Origin of the sequence: Candidatus Burkholderia verschuerenii, assembly GCF_001189365.1 — a bacterium.
Classification (GTDB): Bacteria; Pseudomonadota; Gammaproteobacteria; order Burkholderiales; family Burkholderiaceae; genus Caballeronia; species Caballeronia verschuerenii.
In genome coordinates, this window is sequence record NZ_LFJJ01000078.1 from 1 (window position 1) to 22,300 (window position 22,300).

18 protein-coding genes and 1 pseudogene are annotated in these 22,300 nt (G+C 62.6%); 1 reads left to right on the forward strand and 18 read right to left on the reverse strand.

Annotation, left to right across the window (positions count from 1 at the left end; translation table 11 throughout):
• Window positions 1–183 precede the first annotated feature (183 nt).
• The 18 genes and pseudogenes from lpxC to coq7 all read right to left on the reverse strand — a co-directional run bounded on the left by lpxC (window position 184) and on the right by coq7 (window position 20,682).
• Complete coding sequence (gene lpxC, locus BVER_RS14865) at window positions 184–1,101, reverse strand: UDP-3-O-acyl-N-acetylglucosamine deacetylase (protein ID WP_050453968.1); 918 nt, start codon at window positions 1,099–1,101, stop codon at window positions 184–186.
• A gap of 267 nt (window positions 1,102–1,368) precedes the next feature.
• Window positions 1,369–1,870 (reverse strand): annotated as a pseudogene (locus tag BVER_RS14870) (peroxiredoxin).
• Between the two features lie 301 nt (window positions 1,871–2,171).
• Window positions 2,172–3,386 (reverse strand): cell division protein FtsZ, encoded by a 1,215-nt coding sequence (ftsZ, locus tag BVER_RS14875; RefSeq protein ID WP_050453969.1) that lies wholly within the window; start codon window positions 3,384–3,386, stop codon window positions 2,172–2,174.
• 145 nt (window positions 3,387–3,531) lie between these two features.
• On the reverse strand, window positions 3,532–4,764 hold the full coding sequence (ftsA, locus tag BVER_RS14880) for a cell division protein FtsA (protein ID WP_050453970.1): 1,233 nt from the start codon (window positions 4,762–4,764) through the stop codon (window positions 3,532–3,534).
• 27 nt (window positions 4,765–4,791) lie between these two features.
• On the reverse strand, window positions 4,792–5,544 hold the full coding sequence (locus BVER_RS14885; protein WP_050453971.1) for a cell division protein FtsQ/DivIB: 753 nt from the start codon (window positions 5,542–5,544) through the stop codon (window positions 4,792–4,794).
• Window positions 5,545–5,600: 56 nt separating this feature from the next.
• Window positions 5,601–6,542 carry a D-alanine--D-alanine ligase gene (locus BVER_RS14890; RefSeq protein WP_050453985.1) on the reverse strand — a complete coding sequence of 314 codons (942 nt, stop codon included), beginning with the start codon at window positions 6,540–6,542 and terminating at the stop codon, window positions 5,601–5,603.
• 31 nt (window positions 6,543–6,573) lie between these two features.
• Window positions 6,574–7,965 carry a UDP-N-acetylmuramate--L-alanine ligase gene (gene murC / locus BVER_RS14895; RefSeq protein ID WP_050453972.1) on the reverse strand — a complete coding sequence of 464 codons (1,392 nt, stop codon included), beginning with the start codon at window positions 7,963–7,965 and terminating at the stop codon, window positions 6,574–6,576.
• 2 nt (window positions 7,966–7,967) lie between these two features.
• Window positions 7,968–9,086 carry an undecaprenyldiphospho-muramoylpentapeptide beta-N-acetylglucosaminyltransferase gene (gene murG, locus BVER_RS14900; protein WP_050453973.1) on the reverse strand — a complete coding sequence of 373 codons (1,119 nt, stop codon included), beginning with the start codon at window positions 9,084–9,086 and terminating at the stop codon, window positions 7,968–7,970.
• Window positions 9,083–10,375 carry a putative lipid II flippase FtsW gene (ftsW, locus tag BVER_RS14905; protein ID WP_050453974.1) on the reverse strand — a complete coding sequence of 431 codons (1,293 nt, stop codon included), beginning with the start codon at window positions 10,373–10,375 and terminating at the stop codon, window positions 9,083–9,085. Before ftsW ends, murG begins: the two co-directional genes overlap by 4 nt.
• On the reverse strand, window positions 10,372–11,880 hold the full coding sequence (gene murD, locus BVER_RS14910; RefSeq protein ID WP_050453975.1) for a UDP-N-acetylmuramoyl-L-alanine--D-glutamate ligase: 1,509 nt from the start codon (window positions 11,878–11,880) through the stop codon (window positions 10,372–10,374). The genes ftsW and murD overlap by 4 nt, the downstream gene beginning before the upstream one ends.
• Window positions 11,881–11,928: 48 nt before the next feature.
• On the reverse strand, window positions 11,929–13,098 hold the full coding sequence (mraY, locus tag BVER_RS14915) for a phospho-N-acetylmuramoyl-pentapeptide-transferase (RefSeq protein WP_050453976.1): 1,170 nt from the start codon (window positions 13,096–13,098) through the stop codon (window positions 11,929–11,931).
• 21 nt (window positions 13,099–13,119) lie between these two features.
• The gene (locus tag BVER_RS14920) at window positions 13,120–14,544 is read right to left on the reverse strand and encodes a UDP-N-acetylmuramoyl-tripeptide--D-alanyl-D-alanine ligase (RefSeq protein WP_050453977.1); all 1,425 of its coding nucleotides are present in this window, start codon (window positions 14,542–14,544) and stop codon (window positions 13,120–13,122) included.
• Complete coding sequence (locus tag BVER_RS14925; RefSeq protein WP_050453978.1) at window positions 14,541–16,085, reverse strand: UDP-N-acetylmuramoyl-L-alanyl-D-glutamate--2,6-diaminopimelate ligase; 1,545 nt, start codon at window positions 16,083–16,085, stop codon at window positions 14,541–14,543. The genes BVER_RS14920 and BVER_RS14925 overlap by 4 nt, the downstream gene beginning before the upstream one ends.
• A complete protein-coding gene (locus BVER_RS14930; protein WP_050453979.1) occupies window positions 16,082–17,938 on the reverse strand; it encodes a peptidoglycan D,D-transpeptidase FtsI family protein in 1,857 nt (618 codons plus the stop codon). Before BVER_RS14930 ends, BVER_RS14925 begins: the two co-directional genes overlap by 4 nt.
• Window positions 17,935–18,276: a cell division protein FtsL gene (gene ftsL, locus BVER_RS14935; RefSeq protein WP_050453980.1), complete on the reverse strand. Its 342-nt coding sequence runs from the start codon at window positions 18,274–18,276 to the stop codon at window positions 17,935–17,937. Before ftsL ends, BVER_RS14930 begins: the two co-directional genes overlap by 4 nt.
• Window positions 18,273–19,226 carry a 16S rRNA (cytosine(1402)-N(4))-methyltransferase RsmH gene (rsmH, locus tag BVER_RS14940; RefSeq protein WP_050453981.1) on the reverse strand — a complete coding sequence of 318 codons (954 nt, stop codon included), beginning with the start codon at window positions 19,224–19,226 and terminating at the stop codon, window positions 18,273–18,275. Before rsmH ends, ftsL begins: the two co-directional genes overlap by 4 nt.
• Window positions 19,227–19,239: 13 nt before the next feature.
• Window positions 19,240–19,668: a division/cell wall cluster transcriptional repressor MraZ gene (gene mraZ, locus BVER_RS14945; RefSeq protein WP_050453982.1), complete on the reverse strand. Its 429-nt coding sequence runs from the start codon at window positions 19,666–19,668 to the stop codon at window positions 19,240–19,242.
• A 363-nt stretch (window positions 19,669–20,031) separates the two neighbouring features.
• Complete coding sequence (gene coq7 / locus BVER_RS14950; RefSeq protein WP_050453983.1) at window positions 20,032–20,682, reverse strand: 2-polyprenyl-3-methyl-6-methoxy-1,4-benzoquinone monooxygenase; 651 nt, start codon at window positions 20,680–20,682, stop codon at window positions 20,032–20,034.
• Window positions 20,683–21,034: 352 nt separating this feature from the next.
• Here coq7 and BVER_RS14955 point away from each other — a divergent pair, with 352 nt between their 5' ends.
• The gene (locus BVER_RS14955) at window positions 21,035–22,198 is read left to right on the forward strand and encodes a porin (protein WP_050453984.1); all 1,164 of its coding nucleotides are present in this window, start codon (window positions 21,035–21,037) and stop codon (window positions 22,196–22,198) included.
• Window positions 22,199–22,300 lie beyond the last annotated feature (102 nt).

Consider the following 22,300-nt stretch of genomic DNA (forward strand, 5'->3'; position numbering starts at 1 on the left):
TCGCTCCACGCTTCCTCCCCACGGTCGGTCGCCCTTCCGCAGTTGCGCTTCACTTCGCTCGCTGTGGTCAACTTGCCGCGCGACTTGCACCCGCAAGAGTGCGCCCATGCTGGGCGCACAAAAAATGAGCGGCCGGAGCCGCTCATTCTTCACACTTCCTACCTCGAACAACCTCTAACGCGATCAGGCAAAAGCCGTCTGCGTGTCGAAACCGAAACCGCGCGGCGCTTTCTGCAGATCGTCGAAGGTGACCATTTCATAGGCATCTTCGTTCGCCAGCAACTCGCGCAGCAGCATGTTGTTCATTGCGTGGCCGCCCTTGTACGCCTTGTACGACGCCAGCAGCGGATGACCGACGACGTAAAGATCGCCGATCGCGTCCAGCATTTTGTGCTTCACGAACTCGTCGTCGTAACGCAGGCCGTCGTTGTTCAGAATGCGGTATTCGTCCAGCACGATGGCGTTATCCATGCTGCCGCCGCGCGCGAGACCCAATTCACGCATCATTTCGACTTCGTGCGCAAAACCGAACGTGCGCGCCCGGGCGATATCGCGCACATACGACGTGGACGCGAAATCGACTTCCAGCGCCTGACCAGTCTTGTCGACCGCCGGATGACGAAAATCGATGGTAAAGCTCAGTTTGAAGCCGAAATACGGGTCGAGACGCGCGAATTTATCGCCATCGCGCACTTCGACGGGCTTCGTCACCTTGATGAATTTCTTCGGTGCGTTCTGCTCTTCGACCCCTGCCGATTGAATCAGAAACACGAAAGAAGCCGCGCTGCCGTCCATGATCGGGATTTCCTCGGCAGTTACATCGACATACAGATTGTCGATACCGAGGCCCGCGCACGCCGACATCAAGTGCTCGATGGTCGACACGCGCGCGCCGTCCTTCTGCAACACGGACGCGAGACGAGTGTCGCCGATCGCCATCGCGGACGCCGGGATATCCACCGGTTCCGGAAGATCGACGCGCGAGAACACGATACCGGTGCCTGCCGGCGCCGGACGAAGCGTCAGATCGACCTTACGGCCGGAATGAAGCCCGATTCCCACGGTTTTGACGATGGTCTTGATTGTTCGCTGCTTCAACATGATTTTGTTTTTCCGATTCGCACTCTCTATTAAGAGAATCAATCGCGCAATATAAGCTAATAGGCCGAATTATACTCCATCCGATGCGCAACGTCTTGATTCCACAGGTATCAACTGTTTCCCTGTGTTACGTCGCGATGTCAAAACAATGAAGTAGAACGGGCCGATACCCGGAATGGAGGCATTTCCGGGCACCGGCCCCAAGTTGCGGCTGAAAACGAGGGCGTTCGAAGCGTTGCGCGCTGGCAACGCGGAACGCCGCTGTCCTCAGCGCAACGTCGCGAGAATGGTCTGAGCGTCGCTGATTTCGAACTTTCCGGGCGCTTCGACGTTGAGCGTCTTGACCGCCATCGTCGACTACCATCGCGTAGCGCTGGGAACGGATTCCCATGCCGCGCTCGGTCAAGTCCTGTTCCAGTCCGAGTGCCTGAGTGAAACGCGCACTGCCGTCCGCGATCATCTTCACCTTGCCCGCGGTTTGAAGATCGCGTCCCCACGCGCTCATCACGAACGCGTCGTTGACGGAAACGCACCAGACTTCGTCGATTCCGGCAGCGGACAGATCCGCCGCCTTCTCGACATAGCCCGGCACGTGTCTGGCGGAACACGTCGGCGTAAACGCGCCCGGCAATCCGAAGATCACCACGCGCTTGCCGGCGCACCGCTCGCGCGCCTGGAACCCATTCGGTCCCACGGCGCAGCCCTCGGTGGCCTCTTCGATGAACTCGAAGAGCTTCACATCGGGCAACGTGTCACCCACTTTGATCATGCTCGGTCCTTCCCATGTCAGCGGTTCGTCGCATTTTCGCGATACATCGTCCCGCGCTACTGGCGGAACGCACGTTCGACGATCTCGGTTTCAATCTGCTTGCCTCGACGTCAGGCGGCAAATACGTGGGGGTCGGCTGGCCACGGCCTGGCGTCCGGCTCGACTTCAGCCTCGACGCGGCCTTGGACAGTCGCCCCACGCGAAACCTGCTTCGCGTCCGGACGTTCAGTTTGGCTCGCGGTGCGGCATCGCTCGTGTTTGGCTCAATGCGCTATTTCAGCACTAAACCGCGCGCGATGCTTCAGTCCGCTTGCTTGCGCAGGAACGCCGGGATGTCGTACGTATCCACGCCCTTCTCTTGCAGCGCCTGAACGTGCGATGCCGCGGTTTCACGCGTCGAGCGCCACACTGCCGGCGTGTCGAGCTGACCGTAATCCGTCGTGCCCTGACCGTGCTGCGTGCCATACGAGTTGTGCGACGGCTGATGATGATGCGCATGCGCGACCGGCTGGTTGTCCGTGCCCGTGCGGAGCAAGGTCATCGGCGTTTGCTGCTGCTTCTTCGCCGCGCGGCCCAGACCCGTTGCGACCACCGTCACGCGCAGGGCGTCGCCCATTGCGTCGTCGTACACGGCGCCGAAGATCACGGTTGCATCGTCGGCTGCGTAGGACTTGATGGTGTTCATCACTTCACGCGTTTCCGACAGACGCAGCGAACGGCTCGAGGTGATATTCACCAGCACGCCACGCGCACCCGACAGATCGACACCTTCCAGCAGCGGGCTTGCAACAGCCTGCTCGGCAGCCAGACGCGCGCGATCGACGCCGGCAACCGTCGCCGTGCCCATCATCGCCTTGCCCTGCTCGCCCATCACGGTCTTCACGTCTTCGAAGTCGACGTTCACCAGGCCATCGACGTTGATGATTTCCGCGATACCGGCCACTGCGTTGTTCAGAACGTCGTCCGCGCACTGGAAGCACTTGTCCATCTCGGCGTCATCGCCCATCACCTCGAACAGCTTGTCGTTTAGCACGACGATCAGCGAGTCGACGTGATCCTCCAGTTGCTGCGAACCGGCTTCAGCCACGCGCATGCGACGTCCGCCTTCGAACTCGAACGGCTTGCTCACGACACCGACGGTCAGAATGCCCATTTCCTTGGCGATCTGTGCCACGACCGGCGCTGCGCCCGTACCCGTGCCGCCACCCATGCCCGCGGTGATGAACACCATATGCGCGCCACACAGCGAGTCGGCGATACGCTCGCGTGCATCTTCTGCTGCTTCCTTGCCCTTTTCCGGCTTGGCGCCCGCGCCCAGACCGCTCATGCCCAGTTGCAGAACCGCCGACGCGCGCGAACGTGCGAGCGCCTGAGCGTCCGTGTTCATCACGATGAAGTCGACGCCTTGCACACCCCGGTTGATCATGTGCTGAACTGCGTTACCACCCGCACCACCAACACCTACGACCTTGATGATCGTGCCGTTGGTTTCCGTTTCCAGCATTTCGAAATCCATGTTGCCTCCGTCAAGAATGAAAATCGGCGTTATTCGATGAAAAGTCGGGCAACTTCTCATCGCACATCAGCCGCCGTTACCAACGCGAAATTATATTGGAGCGTATGCGAATCTTAGTTCGTATTGCTTATGTACTGCTACTGCTTCAGAAGTTTCCGAGAAACCAATCTTTCATGCGAGAAAAAACCTGACCCATCGAGCCGCTTTGCACCGCGACCTTGCGACCGCGCATGCGTTGCGAACGTCCTTCGGCGAGCAGACCCATCGCGGTGGAATAGCGCGGGTTGCGCACGACATCCGCGAGACCGCCCGCATACTCCGGCACGCCGATACGCACCGGCTTCAGGAAGATGTCTTCGCCGAGTTCGACCATGCCGGGCATCATCGCCGCGCCGCCGGTCAGCACGACGCCGCTCGACAGCAATTCTTCATATCCGGATTCGCGCACGACCTGCTGCACGAGCGAGAACAGTTCTTCGACACGCGGCTCGACCACGGCCGCGAGCGCCTGACGCGACAGCGTGCGCGGACCGCGTTCGCCGAGACCCGGCACTTCGATCATCTCGTCCGGATCGGCGAGCGCCTGCTTGGCGATGCCGTAGCTCACCTTGATATCTTCCGCATCCGGCGTCGGCGTGCGCAGGGCCATCGCGACGTCGCTGGTGATCTGATCGCCTGCGATCGGAATCACGGCCGTATGACGAATCGCGCCTTCGCTGAAGATCGCGATGTCGGTCGTGCCGCCGCCGATATCGACGAGCACCACGCCCAGTTCCTTCTCGTCTTCGGTCAGCACCGCGAGCGACGACGCCAGCGGTTGCAGAATCAGATCGTTCACTTCGAGACCGCAGCGGCGCACGCACTTCACGATGTTCTGCGCCGCGCTGACCGCGCCCGTGACGATATGCACCTTCACTTCCAGCCGGATGCCGCTCATGCCGATTGGCTCGCGCACATCTTCCTGACCGTCGATGATGAATTCCTGCGTCAGGATATGCAGCACCTGCTGATCGGTCGGGATGTTGATCGCCTTCGCCGTTTCGATGACGCGCGCCACATCCGTCTGCGTGACTTCCTTGTCCTTGATCGCCACCATGCCGCTCGAATTGAAGCTGCGGATATGGCTGCCGGCGATCCCGGTAAATACGTTCGTGATCTTGCAATCGGCCATCAGCTCGGCTTCCTCGAGCGCGCGCTGAATGGATTGCACCGTGGCCTCGATATTGACCACGACGCCTTTCTTCAACCCCTTCGAGTCGGCCTGACCCAGTCCGATCACCTCGTAGTGGCCTTCGCCTTTTAGTTCGGCGACGATCGCGACCACCTTCGACGTTCCGATGTCGAGGGAAACCAGCAGGTCTTTGTAGTCTTTGCCCATAGCGTGCTCATTGCCTGTGACGTCTGCTTACTTCTTGGCCTTATCGGTGTCGTTGATGAACCGCATTCCGGCGGCCCGAATTGCAAAGCCGTTCGGATAACGCAAATCCGCATATTCGATTTCCTTCCCCCAACGCCCCGTCACCGCGGGCCACGATGCGACGAACCGCGCGCTGCGCTCGTGCAGCGTGTCCTGATTGCGCTCGCGACCGAGTTCGATCTGCGTGCCGTTCGACAGCTTCACCGTCCACGCGAAGCGCGACGACAGCGTGACTTCCTCCGGCTTCGCGTCGAGCGGCGCGAACCACGTCTCGAAATCGTGATAACGCGCGACCACTTCCTTCGCCGTGCCGTCCGGGCCGTCGAACGCGGGCAGGTCGTCGTCGAGTTCGCCCTGATTCGCGGTGAAGAGATCGCCGTCCACGCTCACCAGCTGATCGTTGCCCCACGTGCCGAACGGCTTGTACTCTTCGAGCGTCACCGCCAGCGCGTTCGGCCATACGCGCCGCACGCTCGCGTGATGCACCCACGGCATCTGTTCGAACGCGGCGCGCGCCGTATCGAGATCGACGGTGAAGAAATTGCCCTTCAGATGACCGACCACACTGGCGCGCACCGTCGGCGTATTGATGTGCTGCGTATCGCCGTCGATCTGAATCTGTTGCAGACGAAACTCGGGACGCTGGATCGCGTAGACGCCCGCGGCGCCCAGCAGCGCCAGCACGAAAATGGCGTGCAGCGCGCTGGAGACGAGGTTCATCTGGCGAACGTTGTTCCACATATTGCGTTTCGTCGTGTCCTGTTTTGTTCTGCTTGTTCGTCTGCGTGTTCGTCTGCTCAGTTCTTCAGCGTGAGCGCCAGCACCTGCACCACCAGATCCTTGTAGCTGATGCCGACCGCGCGCGCGGCCTTCGGCGGCAGCGAGTGATCGGTCATGCCGGGCGCCGTGTTCACTTCGAGGAAATACGGGTTGCCGTCCGAATCGAGCATGAAGTCCGCGCGGCCCCAATCGGTGCAGCCGAGGATTTCGAAAGCGCGTTTCGTCAGTTGCTTCATGCGTGCTTCTTCCGCGTCGGTCAGGCCGCACGGAATCAGGTATTGCGTGTCGTCGGCGACGTATTTCGCGTGATAGTCGTAGAACTCGCCCGCCGGCACGATCTTGATGATCGGCAGATCCAGATCGCCCGCGATACAGCAAGTGAACTCGCCGCCGCCCTCGATGCTCTTTTCGACGATCACGATCTTGTCGAACTTCGCCGCTTCTTCCAGCGCCGGAATCAGCGTTTCCGCGCTCTTCACCTTGATGACCGCGACGCTCGATCCTTCGCTCGCGGGCTTCACGAACAGCGGCAGCCCGAGTTTCGCGATGATGTCCTGCGCGCGCGCCGCGTAGTCTTCGCCACGGAACACGGTTTCGAACGGCGGCGTGGGAATGCCGGTCTGCTGCCACACCAGCTTGGTGCGCAGCTTGTCCATGCCGAGCGCCGAACCGAGCACGCCGCTGCCCGTATAGCGTATGCCGTAAAAATCCAGCGCGCCCTGTAATTGACCGTTTTCGCCGTAACCGCCGTGCAGCGCGATAAACACGCGCGCAAAACCTTCGGCCTTCAGGTCCGACAGCGGACGTTCGGCCGGATCGAACGGATGCACGTCGATGCCCGCTTCGCGCAAGCCCTGCAACACGAGACGTCCCGAGTTGAGCGACACCTCGCGCTCGGCGGAATGTCCGCCGAGCAGCACCGCGACTTTGCCGAAGACTTTGGGATCGATTTGATTCACCTGATTGCTCATTTCCGTCATGCCACTCTCATCAAGCCTGCGCGTTGGCCAGCTTTCCACACACACCGCCGATGGAACCCGCGCCCATCGTGATCACGACATCGCCATTACGAGCGATGGTCGTGACAGCATCGGGTACTTCGTCCACCGTGTCGACGAAAACCGGCTCGACCTTGCCCGCGACGCGAATCGCGCGCGCGAGTGCGCGTCCGTCCGCTGCGACGATCGGCGATTCTCCTGCTGAATACACTTCGGTCAGCACCAGTGCATCGACGGTGGACAACACCTTCACGAAGTCTTCGAAGCAATCGCGCGTGCGCGTGAAGCGATGCGGCTGGAACGCCAGCACGAGTCGACGACCGGGGAACGCGCCACGCGCCGCCGCGATCGTCGCGGCCATTTCCACCGGGTGATGACCGTAGTCGTCGATCAGCGTGTACGCGCCGTCGCCGTTGTTCGGCGTCATTTCGCCGTAGCGCTGGAAGCGGCGGCCCACGCCGTTGAATTCCGCGAGCGCGAGCTGGATATCGGCATCGGCGACTTCGAGTTCGGTCGCGATCGCGATCGCGGCCAATGCGTTCTGCACGTTATGCGTGCCCGGCAGATTCAGCACGATATCGAGCGGCGGCGCATCGGCGCGCATCGCGGTGAAGTGCATGCGGCCATCGCGCGGTTCGACGTTGACGGCGCGCACTTCCGCTTCCGGTCCGAGGCCGTAACGGATGATCGGCTTCGACACGAACGGCAGGATTTCGCGCACGTTCGGATCGTCGACGCACAACACGGCGATGCCGTAGAACGGCAGCCGATGCGTGAACTCGATGAACGCCTGCTTCAGCCGTGCGAAGTCGTGGCCGTAGGTGTCCATGTGATCGGCGTCGATATTCGTGATGACTTCGATCACCGGGAACAGATTGAGGAACGACGCATCCGACTCGTCCGCTTCCGCGACGATGAAATCGCCCGTGCCGAGACGCGCATTCGCGCCCGCGCTGTTCAGACGTCCGCCGATGACGAAAGTCGGATCGAGCCCGCCCGCCGCCAGCACGCTCGCGACGAGCGAAGTCGTCGTGGTCTTGCCGTGCGTGCCGGCAATCGCGATGCCCTGCTTCAGACGCATGAGTTCAGCGAGCATCACCGCGCGCGGCACGATCGGCACGCGACGCTGACGCGCGGCCAGCACTTCGGGGTTATCCGCGCGCACGGCCGTCGACACGACGATCGCGTTCGCGCCTTCGATGTTCTGCTCGTGATGCCCGATCTCCACGCGCGCGCCCAGCGCCTTCAGACGCTCGGTGACCGCGCCGTTAGCGAGGTCCGATCCGCTCACGTGATAACCGAGATTGAGCAGCACCTCCGCGATGCCGCTCATGCCCGCGCCGCCGATACCGACGAAATGGATATGCTTGACGATGTGTTTCATTGCTAATGTGCCTCCCTTGCTTGCGCGTTCAGACGCGCGCCGGCCACATCGGCGCAAATGCTCGCGACTCTTTCGGTCGCGTCCGGTTTCGCGAGTGCGCGCGAACGCTCGGCCATGTCAGCGAGCGTTGCGCGTGTTTGTGCGCGTAACCAGTCGGCGAGCTTCTGTGCCGACAGATCCCGTTGTTGTATGAGTTCGGCCGCTCCGTTTTTCGCGAGGAACGCGCCGTTCGTCGTCTGGTGATCGTCGACGGCGAACGGGAACGGCACGAACAATGCGGCCACGCCGACCGCCGCGATTTCCGAAACCGTCATCGCGCCCGAGCGGCAAATGACGAGATCGGCATCGGCGTAAGCGCGAGCCATGTCTTCGATGAACGGCACGAGTTGCAGGTCGTCGCCGACCGGCAGACCCGCCGCCGCGTAATTCGCCTGAAGTGCGTCGATATGCTTCGCGCCCGCCTGATGCACGATGCGCGGACGTTCATCCACGTTCAGCATCGCGAGCGCTTTTGGCACGGTTTCGTTCAGCGCCGCCGCACCCAGACTACCGCCGACGACGAGCACGTTTAAACGGCCCGAACGCGCGGCGTAGCGTTCTTTGGGTGGCAAAGTTTCAGTAAGTTCCGCGCGAATCGGATTGCCGGTCCATTCGCCATTCTTCAGAGCATTCGGGAATGCGACGAGCACGCGCTTCGCGAGATGCGCGAGCACTTTGTTCGCGAGTCCGGCGATCGAATTCTGTTCGTGCAGCACCAGCGGACAGCCCGCGAGCTTCGTCATGATGCCCGCCGGAAACGTGATGTAGCCGCCCATGCCGAGCACGACATCGGGCTTCACGCGACGCAGCGCGGCGAGACTTTGCGAGCACGCACGCAGCAGGTTCACGGGCAACATCAGCTTCGTCTTGATGCCTTTGCCACGCACGCCGCCGAAGCGCACGTATTCCATCGGGATACCGTGCTTCGGCACGAGCGTCGCTTCCATGCCGCTCGCGTTGCCGAGCCACACCACGCGCCAGCCGTGCGCCTGCATCCAATGTGCGACCGCGAGCCCCGGGAACACATGGCCCCCGGTGCCGCCTGCCATCACCATCAAGGTGCGGTCGCGTTGCACGGTCATACTTTTCCTCCGCGCATCAGGACGCGATTCTCGTAGTCCACGCGCAGCAAAACAGCGAGCGCGACGCAGTTCAGCAGAATGCCCGAGCCGCCGTAGCTAACCAGCGGAAGCGTCAGACCTTTGGTCGGCAAGAGGCCGAGATTCACGCTCATGTTGATGAAGGTCTGCGCGCCGAACCAGATGCCGACGCCCTTCGCCATCAAGCCCGCGAACGTGCGATCGAGCGCAAGCGCTTGACGGCCGATCTCGAACGAACGGCGCACGATCCAGTAGAACAGCAGGATCACGCAGATCACGCCGACGAAACCAAGCTCTTCGCCGATCACCGCGAGGATGAAGTCGGTATGCGCTTCCGGCAGATAGTTGAGCTTTTCGACACTGCCGCCGAGGCCCACGCCGAACCACTCGCCGCGACCGAACGCGATCAGCGAGTGCGTCAGCTGATACGCTTTGCCTTGGGCGTAACGGTCGTCCCACGGATCGAGGTAAGCGAAGATCCGTTCGCGACGCCACGGCGATGCCCACACCAGCAAGGTGAAGGTGCCGATGGCCGTCGCCACGAGACCGCCGAACAGCTTGCCGTTCACGCCGCCGAGGAACAGCACGCCCATCGCGATCGCCGCAATCACCATGAACGCGCCCATGTCCGGCTCGAGCAGCAAGAGCGCGCCGACCACGCCGACTGCGACCGCCATCGGCAGAAAGCCCTTGCCGAAGCTGTGCATGAATTCCTGCTTGCGCACGGTGTAGTTCGCGGCGTAGATGGTCACCGCGAGCTTCATGATTTCCGACGGCTGCATGTTCGTGATGCCGAGCGGAATCCAGCGGCGCGCGCCGTTCACGCCCTTGCCGATATGCGGAATCAGCACGATCACCAGCAGGCCGAGCGCGAGCAGAAAGAGCTTCGGCGCGTATTTGTCCCACGTCTTGATCGGAATCTTGAACGCGATGACCGCGCCGACGATCGCCGTCGCAATCGAGATGAGGTGACGCACGAGGAAGTGATAGTCGCGATAGCTCGCATACTTCGGCGAATCGGGCATGGCGATCGACGCCGAATACACCATGACGATGCCCAGCCCGAGCAGCGCGATGGTCACCCACAGCAACGAGTAGTCGTAATCGAGCATGCGCGAACGCGCCGGGCGCACGCCGTTGACCGCGCTCGCAATACCCGACGCGCCGCGACGCATGCGCGACGTGGCATCGGTGCGACCGGCGAGCGAGTCGCTCGGCACCGCGTGACGCGTGCCCGTGAGTTTCGATCCAAAGCGTTCCGACCAGCTCATAGCATCACTCCCCGCGCGGCGGCGATTTCTTCCACCGCGCCACGGAACACGTCCGCGCGATGTGCGTAGTTCTTGAACATGTCGAAGCTCGCGCACGCGGGCGACAACAAGACGGCGTCGCCCGCTTCGGCGATGCGCGCGGCGGCATTCGTCGCCTCTTCGAGCGTGGCGTGATCCTCGAGCGCGACGCCCGTCGATGCGAGCACGTCGCGAATGCGCGGCGCGGCGCGGCCGATCAGCATCACGGCGCGCGCCCAGCGTGCGACCGGCGCTTCGAGCGGCAAAAAGTCCTGGCCCTTGCCATCGCCGCCGGCGATCAGCACGATGCGTTGCGCGAGGCCATCGAGCGCGGCGACCGTTGCGCCGACGTTAGTGCCCTTGCTGTCGTCGACGTAATCGACGCCGTCGATCTGCGCGATCACTTCCACGCGATGCGGCTCGCCACGATATTCACGCAAGCCGTGCAGCAACGCGGCCAGCGGCAGATCGATGGCGCGCGTCAGCGCGAGCGCCGCCAGCGCGTTCGCCGCGTTGTGCAGACCGCGAATGCGCAAGGCATCGGCGGGCATCAGACGCTTCGAGACGACGTTCGGCTCGGCTTCGTCCTTCTTGCGACGGCGTGTCGGGGCTTCGTCGGATGCGTCCTGATCGATACCTTCCGCGAGCCACGCCATGCCGTTGTCGCGCAGCAAACCGTAATCGCCGACATTCAGCGGCTCGTTCAGACCGAACGTCACCACGCGATGCTGCGCGACATTCGCCGCGAGCTTCATCACGCGGTTGTCGTCGCGGTTCAGCACGCGCGTGGTGGTCGCGCCGAAGATGCGGCCCTTCGCGGCGGCGTAGGCATCGAGCCCGCCGTGCCAGTCGAGATGATCCTGCGTGATGTTCAGCACGGCGGCTGCATCGGGCGTGAAGGTGTGCGCCGTTTCGAGCTGGAAGCTCGACAGTTCGAGCACCCAGACATCCGGCAGCGCGGTTTGATCGATCGCTTCGCTGAGCTTGTCGAGCATCGCCGGGCTGATGTTGCCCGCGACCGCCACCGTCTTTCCCGCGCGTTCGCAGAGCAGGCCGGTCAGCGCGGTCGTCGTGGTCTTGCCGTTCGTGCCGGTGATCGCGATCACCTTCGGCTGATAGCCGTTCGTCCCGAGCGACGCCAGCGCCTGCGCGAACAGTTCGAGTTCGCCCCACACCGGAATGCCGCGCTCTTTCGCTGCGGCGATCAGCGGCGCGAGATCGTCGGCGAGCGGCGAAAGGCCCGGGCTGATCGCAACGAGTTCGATACCGCCATCGAGCAAATCCGGCGTGAACGCGCCGCCGACGAAATCCGCGTCGATCTTGTGGACCGCGAGTTCGGCGAGATTCGGCGGCGTTTCCCGCGTATCCGCGATACGCAGGCGGCAGCCGTGCCTGGCGCACCAGCGCGCCATCGCCAGACCGGATTCACCCAGTCCCAGCACGAGCACCATCGGACTTTGCCGACCTACAAACTTCTCGCCGAACATCGCTTTACCTTTCTTTGATACTTGAAAAAACCGCGAACGCCGAAACGATCAACGCAGCTTCAGCGTCGACAAACCGAACAGACACAGCATCAACGTGATGATCCAGAAGCGCACCACCACTTGCGTCTCGGTCCAGCCCGACAACTCGTAGTGGTGATGCAGCGGCGCCATCTTGAAGAAACGGCGGCCTTCGCCGTAACGGCGCTTCGTGAACTTGAACCAGAAGACCTGCAACATGACCGACAGCGTTTCGGCCACGAAAATGCCACCCATGATGAACAGCACGATTTCCTGACGCACGATGACCGCGACCGTTCCGAGCGCACCGCCGAGCGCGAGCGCGCCGACATCGCCCATGAAGACTTGCGCGGGGTGCGTGTTGTACCAGAGGAACGCGAGGCCCGCGCCGCCCATCGCGGAGCAGAAGATCAGCAATTCGCCCGCGCCGGGAATGTGCGGGAACAGCAGATACTTCGAATAGACCGACGAACCCATTACGTAAGCGAACGCGCCGAGCGATGCGCCCACCAGCACGACCGGCATGATCACGAGGCCGTCGAGACCATCGGTGAGATTCACCGCGTTGCTCGAACCGACGATCACGAGATACGTCATCGCGATAAAGCCCCACACACCGAGCGGATAGCTGATCGCCTTCACGAACGGCAGCATCAGGTCGGCACGCGCGGGCAGACCCATCGACAAGCCACTGCGCACCCACGCCATGAACAGATCGAACACGCGCGCGTTGTTGGCTTCGGACACGCTGAACGCGAGATACACCGCCGCGAAAATGCCGATGACCGATTGCCAGAAATACTTCTCGCGCGACGACATGCCGCGCGGGTCCTTGTAGACGACCTTGCGATAGTCGTCGACCCATCCGATCACGCCGAAGCCGAAAGTGACGAGCATCACGATCCACACGAAGCGGTTCGTCAAATCGGCCCACAACAGCGTCGACACCGCGATGCCGATGAGGATGAGCACGCCGCCCATCGTCGGCGTGCCGGATTTGACGAGGTGCGACTGCGGGCCGTCCTTACGCACGGCCTGACCGACTTTCATCGCGGTCAGTTTGCGGATGACCCACGGGCCGCAGACGAGGCCGATCAACATCGCCGTCGCCGTGGCTCCAACGGCGCGGAACGTAATGTAGGTGAACACGCGCAGGAAACTGGCGTCATTCTGAAGCCATTGCGCGAGTGCAAGTAGCATGCTGGTCCTTCTCTTTCTGATTCAGTGAGCGGCGGGCTGATTGCCCGTCGCGGATTGTGGACTCGTCAAGGCGTCCACCACGCGCTCCATCTTCATGAAGCGCGAGCCTTTCGCGAGATACGTTGCCGTGTTGCCAAAGCCGGTGTGTTCGAGTGCCGCGGTCAGCGCGGCGACATCGGTGAAATGCGTGGCGCCCGGCTTGCCTGCCGCATTGAATGCGGCGACCGAATCGCGGCTCGCGTCGCCGAGTGCGAACAGCGCGTCGATACCGCGCTCCGCCGCATACGCACCGACTTCGCGATGAAACGCCGGACCCTGATCGCCGACTTCGCCCATGTCGCCCATGACCAGCACGCGCGGCGCGGCCTGCGATGCGAGCACGTCGATGGCGGCGCGCATGGAATCGGGATTCGAGTTGTAGGTGTCGTCGATGACGGTCGCGCCGTTGAGCGCACCGACGATCGCGCGCTTCACCTGCAAGCGGCCCTTGACCGGCTGAAATGCTTCGAGCCCGCGCTTGATCGCATCGAGCGATACGCCCGCCGCCAGCGCAGCCGATGCCGCCGCCAGCGCATTGCGAGCGTTGTGTTCGCCGAGCACGCTCAGCGCGATATCGATCTCGCCTTGCGGCGTGCGCATGTGGACCGTCGTGCCCTTCAGCGTGCCGGTGACGGCGGCTTTCGATGCATCGTCGGTGAGCGCGAAATCCATGATCGGATTGCCCGTCGCGGCGACGCGCCAGATGCTCGCGTAGGCATCGTCCGCGGGGAACACGGCGGTGCCGGTTTCGCCCAGCGCGTGAATGACCGACGCGTGTTCGAGCGCGACGGCTTCGACCGTCGCCATGAATTCCTGATGCTCGCGCTGCGCGTTGTTCACGACCGATACCGTGGGCGCGGCGATCTTGCCGAGCGCTTCGGTTTCGCCCGGATGATTCATGCCGAGCTCGACGACCGCGAGCTTGTGCGCATGATTCAAACGGAACAGCGTCAACGGCAAGCCGATGTCGTTGTTAAAGTTGCCCGCTGTGGCCAGCCGCGATTCCTCGCCGACCGCGGCCGCGAAGATCGACGCGATCATTTCCTTGACCGTCGTCTTGCCGTTGCTGCCGGTGACGGCGACGAGCGGCATCGTGAAGCGCTTGCGCCAGCCGTGCGCCAGCGCACCGAGGCCGATTCGTGTGTCCTTTACCTTGATGACCGGCAGCGCCCAGGCATCCGCGTTGCTCGGATCACGAGACACGAGCGCGGCAGCCGCCCCGCTTTTCGCAACCTGATCGATAAAGTCATGCGCATCGAAACGATCGCCCTTAATCGCCACGAACAGATCGCCGGTCTGAATGACCCGGCTATCCGTGACGATGCGATCGATATCGACGTTTTCATCGCCGATGAAGCTCGCGCCGGGAATCAGCGCGGCGGCGTCGCGCAGGGTGAACATCGTCATTCGCCACCTCCGCGCGGTTGCGTGGTGCGCGCCGCCAACGCAAGGCGCGCATGATCCTGATCCGAGAACGCGCGCTTCTTGCCCATGATTTCCTGCGTGGCTTCGTGGCCCTTGCCGGCGAGCACGACGACGTCTTCGCGCGCCGCGCTGCGAATAGCTTGAAGAATGGCGCTCGCGCGATCTTCGATGCGACGCGCGCGGTTGGCGTCCTTCATGCCGCCCGCGATCTGATCGATGATCGACATCGGGTCTTCGCTGCGCGGGTTGTCGCTCGTGATGACGATCTGATCGGCCAGACGTTCGGCGATGGCGCCCATCAGCGGACGCTTGGTGGCATCGCGGTCGCCGCCGCAGCCGAACATGCAGACCAGCTGACCGCCGCGCGCGGCCGCGATCGGGCGCAAGGCGGCGAGGGTTTTGTCGAGCGCGTCGGGCGTGTGTGCGTAGTCGATCACGACGAGGAGTTCATCGTTGGCGATGCGTCCGCCGAGACGCTCCATGCGGCCGTTGACCGATTCGAGCTTCTCGATGCGCGCGATGGCGGTATCGAACGGCACGCCGACTTCGAGCAGCACGGCGAGCACCGACAGCAGATTGCTGACGTTGAAGATGCCGAGCGTGCCGACTTCGACTTCCGCTTCGCCCCAATCCGACGACAGATGAAATGCGGTGCCCGTTGCCGTGGCGCGCACGTTGGTGGCGAGCAGAACGGCATCGGCGCTGGGCGCGGCGGCTTCGAGCATGTCGACGCCGTAGGCAATGGTGCGCACTTTGCCGCGCAGCGATTCGATCAGGCGCTGACCCGCCGCATCGTCGCGATTGACGATGGCCGTCTTGAGCGTCGGCCACGCGAACAGACGCGCCTTCGCGGCTTCGTACGCGTCGAACGTGCCGTGATAGTCGAGATGATCCTGCGTGAGATTCGTGAAAATGGCGATGTCGAAATCGACGCCATTCACGCGCCCCTGATGCAGCGCATGCGACGACACTTCCATCGCGACGCCTTCCGCGCCCTGCGTTTTGAGCTGCGCGAGATTGCGCTGAAGCTGCGGCGCGTCGGGCGTGGTGAAACCGCTGTGCGTGAGCTTGCCCGGCATGCCGATGCCGAGCGTGCCGACGATCGCGCACGGACGGCCGAGCGCGATCAGGGCGGTGGCGATCCACGTCGTGCACGAGGTCTTGCCGTTGGTGCCCGTCACGCCGACGGTCAGCATCGACGCGGTCGGCTCGCCGTACCACGCGGCCGCGATCGGACCGGCGAGCTCGTTCAGTGCGGGAACAGCCAGCGTCTTCGCCGCATCCGGCTGGCCCGCGAAGTTTTCCGGCTGATACAGCGCCGCGACCGCGCCGCTGCCGAGCGCGGCATCGAGATACGGACGGTTGTCCGCGCCGTCGACGGCATAGGCGAGAAACACGTCGCCGCTTTTCAGCGAGCGCGTGTCGGCGTGAAGTTGAGCGTCGGCCTGCGCATGCGCGCGTAACCAGTCGACGGCATTCGAAACGTCCTGCTGCATGTTCTGTTGTCCGGGCAGCGCGCTCATCGCACGACTCCCGGATGCGTCTTCGTATTGCTCGACACGGCGACTTTCTTCGCCGTGTTCGCGTTGTTGGTATTCGCCGGTTGCTGCGCGGCGGGTTGATTCGCGGAATTCGAATCGTCGGTGACGACCATCTGCTTGACCGGCATGTCGGGCGGCACGTTCAGCGCGCGCAGCGTATCGCCGACGACGCCCGAGAACACCGGACCCGACACCTGACCGCCGAAGTGGCTGCCGGCCGTCGGTTCATCGACGGAAACGGCCACGACGATGCGCGGATTCGGCATCGGCGCCATGCCGACGAACGACGCGCGATACTTCGAGTGATCGTAGCCGTGCGCGCCGTGCTTGTACGCCGTACCCGACTTGCCGCCGACGCGATAACCCGGCACCGCCGCATCCGGCGACGTGCCGCCCTTCGCGACGACCGTTTCGAGCATGGCGCGGACTTCGCGCGCGGTGGTCGGCGAAAAGACCTGCTGACCGACCGGCGGCTGATCGCCCGGCGTGCGGAAAATCGAGACGGGCATGATCTGGCCGTCGTGCGCGATCGCCGTGTAGGCGCGCGCCAACTGAAACAGAGAAGCCGACAAACCGTATCCGTACGACATGGTCGCCTGCTCGATGCGCCGCCAGCTCTTCCACGGCCGCAGACGTCCCGTCACCGCGCCCGGGAAGCCGACTTTCGGCGCCTGCCCGAGCCCGAGGCTCGTGTACATATTCCACATTTCCTCAGGACGCAATTGCATCGCGATTTTGGTCGCGCCGATATTGCTTGATTTCTGAATCACGCCGCCGACGGTGAGGGTGCCGAATGCCGAATCGTCCGTGATGCGCGCGCCGTCGAGCGTGAACGTGCCGCCGCCCGTTTCGACGAGCGTATTCGGCGTCACGCGATGCAGATCGAGCGCGAGCGAAACGGTGAACGGCTTCATGATCGAGCCCGGCTCGAAAGTGTCCGTGAGGATGCGGTTGCGCAACTGCTCGCCGGTCATGTGCGAGCGATCGTTCGGGTTGTAGGTGGGATAGTTGACGAGCGCGAGCACTTCGCCCGTCTTCACGTCGATCACGATCGCCGCGCCCGCCTTGGCCTTCGACTTCTCGACGGCCGCCTTCAGGTTCGTGTACGCGATGTACTGAATCTTGCTGTCGATCGAGAGTTCGACGTCTTCGCCGTTGCGCGGCACGACCTGTTCGTCGACGTCCTCGACGATATGGCCCATGCGGTCCTTGATGACGCGGCGCATGCCCGGCGTGCCGGCGAGCAGGTTCTGGTCGCCCAGTTCGACGCCTTCCTGACCCTTGTCTTCAATATTAGTAAAGCCGATCAGATGCGCGGTGATTTCGCCTTTGGGATAGAAGCGTTTGTATTCGCCGCGCGAATAAATGCCGGGGATGTCGAGCGCGGCGACTTTCTGCGCGACTTCGAGCGGCACCTGGCGTTTCACGTAGACGAAGGTCTTGTCCATCGAGAGCTTGGCGCGCAACTCTTTTTGCGACATGTCGAGCAGCTTCGACAGATCGGCGAGCTTGTCGGCGCCGAGATCGTTCGGCACGGCTTCGGGAATGGCCCAGATGGCCTTCACCGGCAGACTCGTGGCGAGCACGAGGCCGTTGCGGTCGCGAATCTGGCCGCGCGTGGCGGGCATTTCGAGCGTGCGCTGATAGCGGCTCGCGCCCTGTTTCAGGAAGAACGCGTTGCCCGGACCCTGAATCCAGAATGCGCGGCCGGCGAGCGTGACGAACGCCATGAACAGCAGGAACACGACGAACTTCGAGCGCCACATCGGCAGGCGCACGGCGAGCAGCGGATTCGGCGTGTGAGCGATGTCTTTCTGCTTCGCGGACTTTTTCATCGCTTGGCTCCGCGAGCAGGCGGCGCCGACGCGGGAAGCGGCGGCATGGGGGTATCGGCGGCCTTGTTGGTGGCCGGATCGTAGGTCAGGTATTGCGTACGACCGGTCGTCACGGGCTGCATTTTCAGTGAGGAAGTGGCCAACTGCTCGATGCGCGAGGTCTTCGACAGCGCGCTCTGCTGATACTGCAATTGCGAATAATCCTGCTGAAGCTGACGCTCCTGCGACTGCGCCCGCTGCAATTCGATAAACACCTGACGCTGCTGATTAGTGGCGCTGACGACCGACAGCGCACACCCGAGCACGACGATCAGCAGCAGGATGTTGAGACGGTTCATGGCGCGATCCGCTCGGCGATACGCATCACCGCGGAGCGCGCGCGGGGGTTGCCGGTCACCTCGGCTTCGCTCGGAAACACGCGGCCCACCACGCGCAGCGGCGGGCTGGGTAAATCGACCGCGCGGATCGGCAAGCGCCGGTCCACCGCAGGCGTTTGCGACTGCGCCTGGATGAACCGCTTGACGATCCGGTCTTCGAGCGAATGAAAGCTGATCACGACCAGCCGCCCCCCTTGCTCCAACATCGAAAGTGCCGACTCGAGAACTACCTGCAGCTCCGCAAGCTCTTGATTGATGTGAATCCGTATAGCCTGAAAGGTGCGGGTTGCCGGATCCTTGCCCTTCTCACGGGTCTTGACGGCGTGACCCACGATTTCGGCAAGCTCGCCCGTGCTGTCGAGAGGCCCGAGACGGTCGGACTCTGCCCGGCGAGCAGCAATCGCCTTTGCAATCTGAAAAGCAAACCGTTCTTCCCCATAATCTCTGATCACCTCCGTCATTTCCTGCACCGTGGCCCGAGCGAGCCACTCAGCCGCCGACTCGCCGCGAGTCGGATCCATGCGCATGTCGAGCGGTCCTTGTGCGCGGAAGCTGAAGCCGCGTTCCGGGTCGTCCACTTGCGGCGACGACACGCCAAGGTCCAGCAACACGCCCGACACCTTCCCTGCACCGCGCTCGCTCGCCGCATCGCGCATCGACGCGAAGCTGTCGTGCACGATCGAAAAGCGCGTATCCTCAATTGTTTCCGCCGTGGCGATCGCGAGCGGGTCTTTGTCGAAGGCGATCAGCCGCCCCGCCTCGCCCAACCGCTGCAAAATCGCCCGGCTATGACCGCCGCGCCCGAACGTGCCGTCTATATAGACGCCGTCCGTGCGCGTGATCAGTCCATCGACTGCTTCCTGCAGCAGCACCGTGCGGTGCTGCAGTTCTTTTCCCGACGCCGGTGCCATGTTTTTCGCCGTGTCAGAAAGTGAAATCCTTCAAGGACTCGGGCATGCCCTGAGCCATCGCTGCTGCTTCCTTGGCCGCGTACATCTGCGAATCCCACAATTCGAAGTGCGCGCCCATGCCGAGCAGCGTCACGTCTTTTTCCAATGCCGCGGCCGACCGCAGCTCGGGCGATACGAGCACGCGCCCGGCGCTGTCGAGCTCCACATCCATTGCGTTACCGAGGAAGATGCGTCGCCACCACATGGCTTCCATCGGAAGCGCGGCGACTTTTTCGCGGAAGCGTTCCCACTCCGGGCGGGGAAAGAGCAACAGGCATCCATCCGGGCTCTTCGTGAGCGTCACCCGGCCTTCTGCCTGAACTTGCAGCGCATCCCGATAGCGAGAAGGGATCGACATCCGCCCTTTCGCATCGAGCGTCAGCGCCGACGCCCCTTGGAACACTCACCTTCTCCCCGTTGTGGACGCCCACCGTAGCGCCCGCTCTCCGTGATCTGGCTTCGAAAATGGGCTGGGAATCACACAAAACACCACTTCCTCACACCGTCTCCCACTTTAGAGGAAGGTATTTCCTCGGTCAAGACGCGTCACTTTTTTTCAACGTGTTTTTATTCGCTAGAACAAGGACTTAGCGACAGGCCTTGAAGTAACCGGCAAACGGAAAAACGTTATGAATTAGAGAGCTACCGGGGGAAGTGAAGGTAAAACGTGAAATCGGTACGACAAATCAGTGAAATGTAACTGTTCTGATCGGCTTGCCAGCGGGCTTTGGCCGGCGGGAGAGTCCCACCGACCGAGGGGATTTCGTCAGATGTAATAGGCGGTGCACGTCATGACTTTCGATGCGGCACGCATCAGCGCGCGCACGGGAAACGGCACCTCGCCCGCGCCGATGGCCGCCGCCGCGTGCGATGCCTCATCAAGGCGCATTTGCTCCACGATCGTGCGCGATGCGTAATCGTTCGCGGGCAAAGCGTGCATGTGGCCATCGAGATGCTGCTCCACTTGCCGCTCCGTTTCCGCCATGAAGCCGAGGCTCGCGCGATCGCCTAGCCGCCCGGCGGCCAGGCCGATGGCCAGCGCGCCCGCGTACCACAGCGGATTCAGCAAGCTCGGGCGCGAGTCCAGATCCTTCAGACGCTGCGTGGTCCAGGCGAGGTGGTCTTCTTCCTCGCGCGCCGCTTCTTCGAATTTCGCCTTGAGCTCGGGCGAGCGCGTGGCGAGCTTCTGCGCCTGATACAGCGCCTGCGCGCACACCTCGCCGACGTGATTCACGCGCATCAGCCCGGCCGAATGCGCGCGTTCCTTCTCGCTGAGTTGCGCTTCGTCGCCGAACAAATCGCCGCCGTTCGCCTCGCCCGCCACGTTCGATTCCGGGATGGGCCGCGACATGCGGCTCACGCCGACCATCGAACGCAGACCTCGATCAAACTCGCTGATGACTTCATCGAGCGTCATGTTTTCACCTCTCTCCCGTTGTTCACCGATTCGCAGATATGCAATTTGCGTGCTTCGGCCGTGCCAGTTCCCAAGGACTGCGACGCCCGAATCAAGGCTTCGATTGCGCCATTTCTGGCAATCAGGGCAAACACGGACCGCAAATGTCCTGCAAAACCAAGATTTTAGCGCATGTTGCGTAAACGTCACACGAACGGCAAAGACTGCTCCCTTTTACTTTTATCCGCTGACACCTGTTTGTTACATTACGTACCACCTTCGAAAGAAGCCGTATCGGCAGGGACCGTCAACACACTGGCGCTTGAACAGTGACCTTGCCAACAAGTCGCAAACACTCCTTGGAGATCATTCAATGAAAAAGTCGCTTCTCGCTCTGGCTGCATTGGGCACCTTCGCTGGCGCCGCACATGCGCAGAGCAGCGTGACGCTGTACGGCATCATCGATGCCGGTATCGCCTATACGAACAACACCGCCGGTCAACACAACTACTTCATGAGCAGCGGCAACCTCCAGGGTAGCCGTTGGGGCCTGAAGGGCACGGAAGATCTGGGTGGCGGTCTGAAGGCAATCTTCGTGTTGGAAAACGGTTTCAACGTGTTCAACGGCCGTCTGGCACAAGGCGGCGCGGAATTCGGCCGTCAGGCATACGTCGGTCTGTCGACGGCGCAATACGGTACGGTCACGCTGGGTCGCCAGTATGACTCCGTGGTCGACTACACGGGCGCGCTCGAAGTCGGTAGCCAATGGGCGACGTTCTACGGCGCACACCCGGGCGACCTGGACAACCTGAACAACTCGAATCGCGTCAACAACTCGATCAAGTACACGAGCGCCAAGTACGCCGGCTTCTCGTTCGGCGGCCTGTACAGCCTGGGCGGCAACGCCGGCCAGTTCAACCGCAACCAGATCTGGTCGTTGGGCGTCGGCTACTCGCAAGGCCCGTTGGTCTTGGGCGCGGGCTACTTGAACGTCAAGGACCCGAACTTCTCGTTCTTCGGCAACACGCCGTCGTCGAGCGCAACGGCTTCTAACATGGCCGGCAGCCGCGTGTACTCGGGCTTTGCTTCGGCGAAGACGCAGCAAGTCATCTCGGCTGGCGGCGCTTACACGTTTGGCGCGGCAACGGTCTGCGCGACGTATAGCAACACGCAGTTCAAGGATGTCGCAACGGAAGCAGGCACGGGCCTGAACGCAGCCGGCTACACGGGCGGTTCGGGCAAGTTCCACAACGCCGAAATCAACTTCAAGTATCAGCTGACCCCGGCTCTGCTGGTTGGCGCAGCGTACGACTACACGAAGGGTTACGGCCTGTCGAACGCCAAGTACCACCAAGGCATGCTCGGCGTCGACTACTTCCTGTCGAAGCGCACGGACGTCTACGTCGATGGCATCTATCAGCACGCCAGCGGCACGGACTCGACGCAGCGCGCTGCGGTTGCGAACATCAACGGCCTGTCGGCGTCGTCGACGTCGAACCAGGTTGCTGCGATCGTCGGCATCCGCCACAAGTTCTAAGTGCGCCGGTAGACCGGCAAGGAGTAGGTGGTGAAAGTCCACTGCGATGAAGGAGTAGCGAACCACATCGGCCCCGAGCCGTGCGCAGGTCACCGCGAGGTG

Coding starts and splice junctions, on each gene's coding strand:
- ftsW (WP_050453974.1), bottom strand. CDS start 10,375: ATGAGCTGGTCGGAACGCTTTGGATCGAAACTCACGGGCACGCGTCAC.
- murG (WP_050453973.1), bottom strand. CDS start 9,086: ATGACCGTGCAACGCGACCGCACCTTGATGGTGATGGCAGGCGGCACC.
- BVER_RS14885 (WP_050453971.1), bottom strand. CDS start 5,544: ATGTGGAACAACGTTCGCCAGATGAACCTCGTCTCCAGCGCGCTGCAC.
- BVER_RS14925 (WP_050453978.1), bottom strand. CDS start 16,085: ATGAGCGCGCTGCCCGGACAACAGAACATGCAGCAGGACGTTTCGAAT.
- murC (WP_050453972.1), bottom strand. CDS start 7,965: ATGAAACACATCGTCAAGCATATCCATTTCGTCGGTATCGGCGGCGCG.
- rsmH (WP_050453981.1), bottom strand. CDS start 19,226: ATGGCACCGGCGTCGGGAAAAGAACTGCAGCACCGCACGGTGCTGCTG.
- lpxC (WP_050453968.1), bottom strand. CDS start 1,101: ATGTTGAAGCAGCGAACAATCAAGACCATCGTCAAAACCGTGGGAATC.
- coq7 (WP_050453983.1), bottom strand. CDS start 20,682: ATGACGCTCGATGAAGTCATCAGCGAGTTTGATCGAGGTCTGCGTTCG.
- BVER_RS14930 (WP_050453979.1), bottom strand. CDS start 17,938: ATGAAAAAGTCCGCGAAGCAGAAAGACATCGCTCACACGCCGAATCCG.
- BVER_RS14920 (WP_050453977.1), bottom strand. CDS start 14,544: ATGACGATGTTCACCCTGCGCGACGCCGCCGCGCTGATTCCCGGCGCG.
- ftsA (WP_050453970.1), bottom strand. CDS start 4,764: ATGGGCAAAGACTACAAAGACCTGCTGGTTTCCCTCGACATCGGAACG.
- mraY (WP_050453976.1), bottom strand. CDS start 13,098: ATGCTACTTGCACTCGCGCAATGGCTTCAGAATGACGCCAGTTTCCTG.
- ftsZ (WP_050453969.1), bottom strand. CDS start 3,386: ATGGATTTCGAAATGCTGGAAACGGAAACCAACGGCACGATCATCAAG.
- murD (WP_050453975.1), bottom strand. CDS start 11,880: ATGTTCGGCGAGAAGTTTGTAGGTCGGCAAAGTCCGATGGTGCTCGTG.
- ftsL (WP_050453980.1), bottom strand. CDS start 18,276: ATGAACCGTCTCAACATCCTGCTGCTGATCGTCGTGCTCGGGTGTGCG.
- BVER_RS14955 (WP_050453984.1), top strand. CDS start 21,035: ATGAAAAAGTCGCTTCTCGCTCTGGCTGCATTGGGCACCTTCGCTGGC.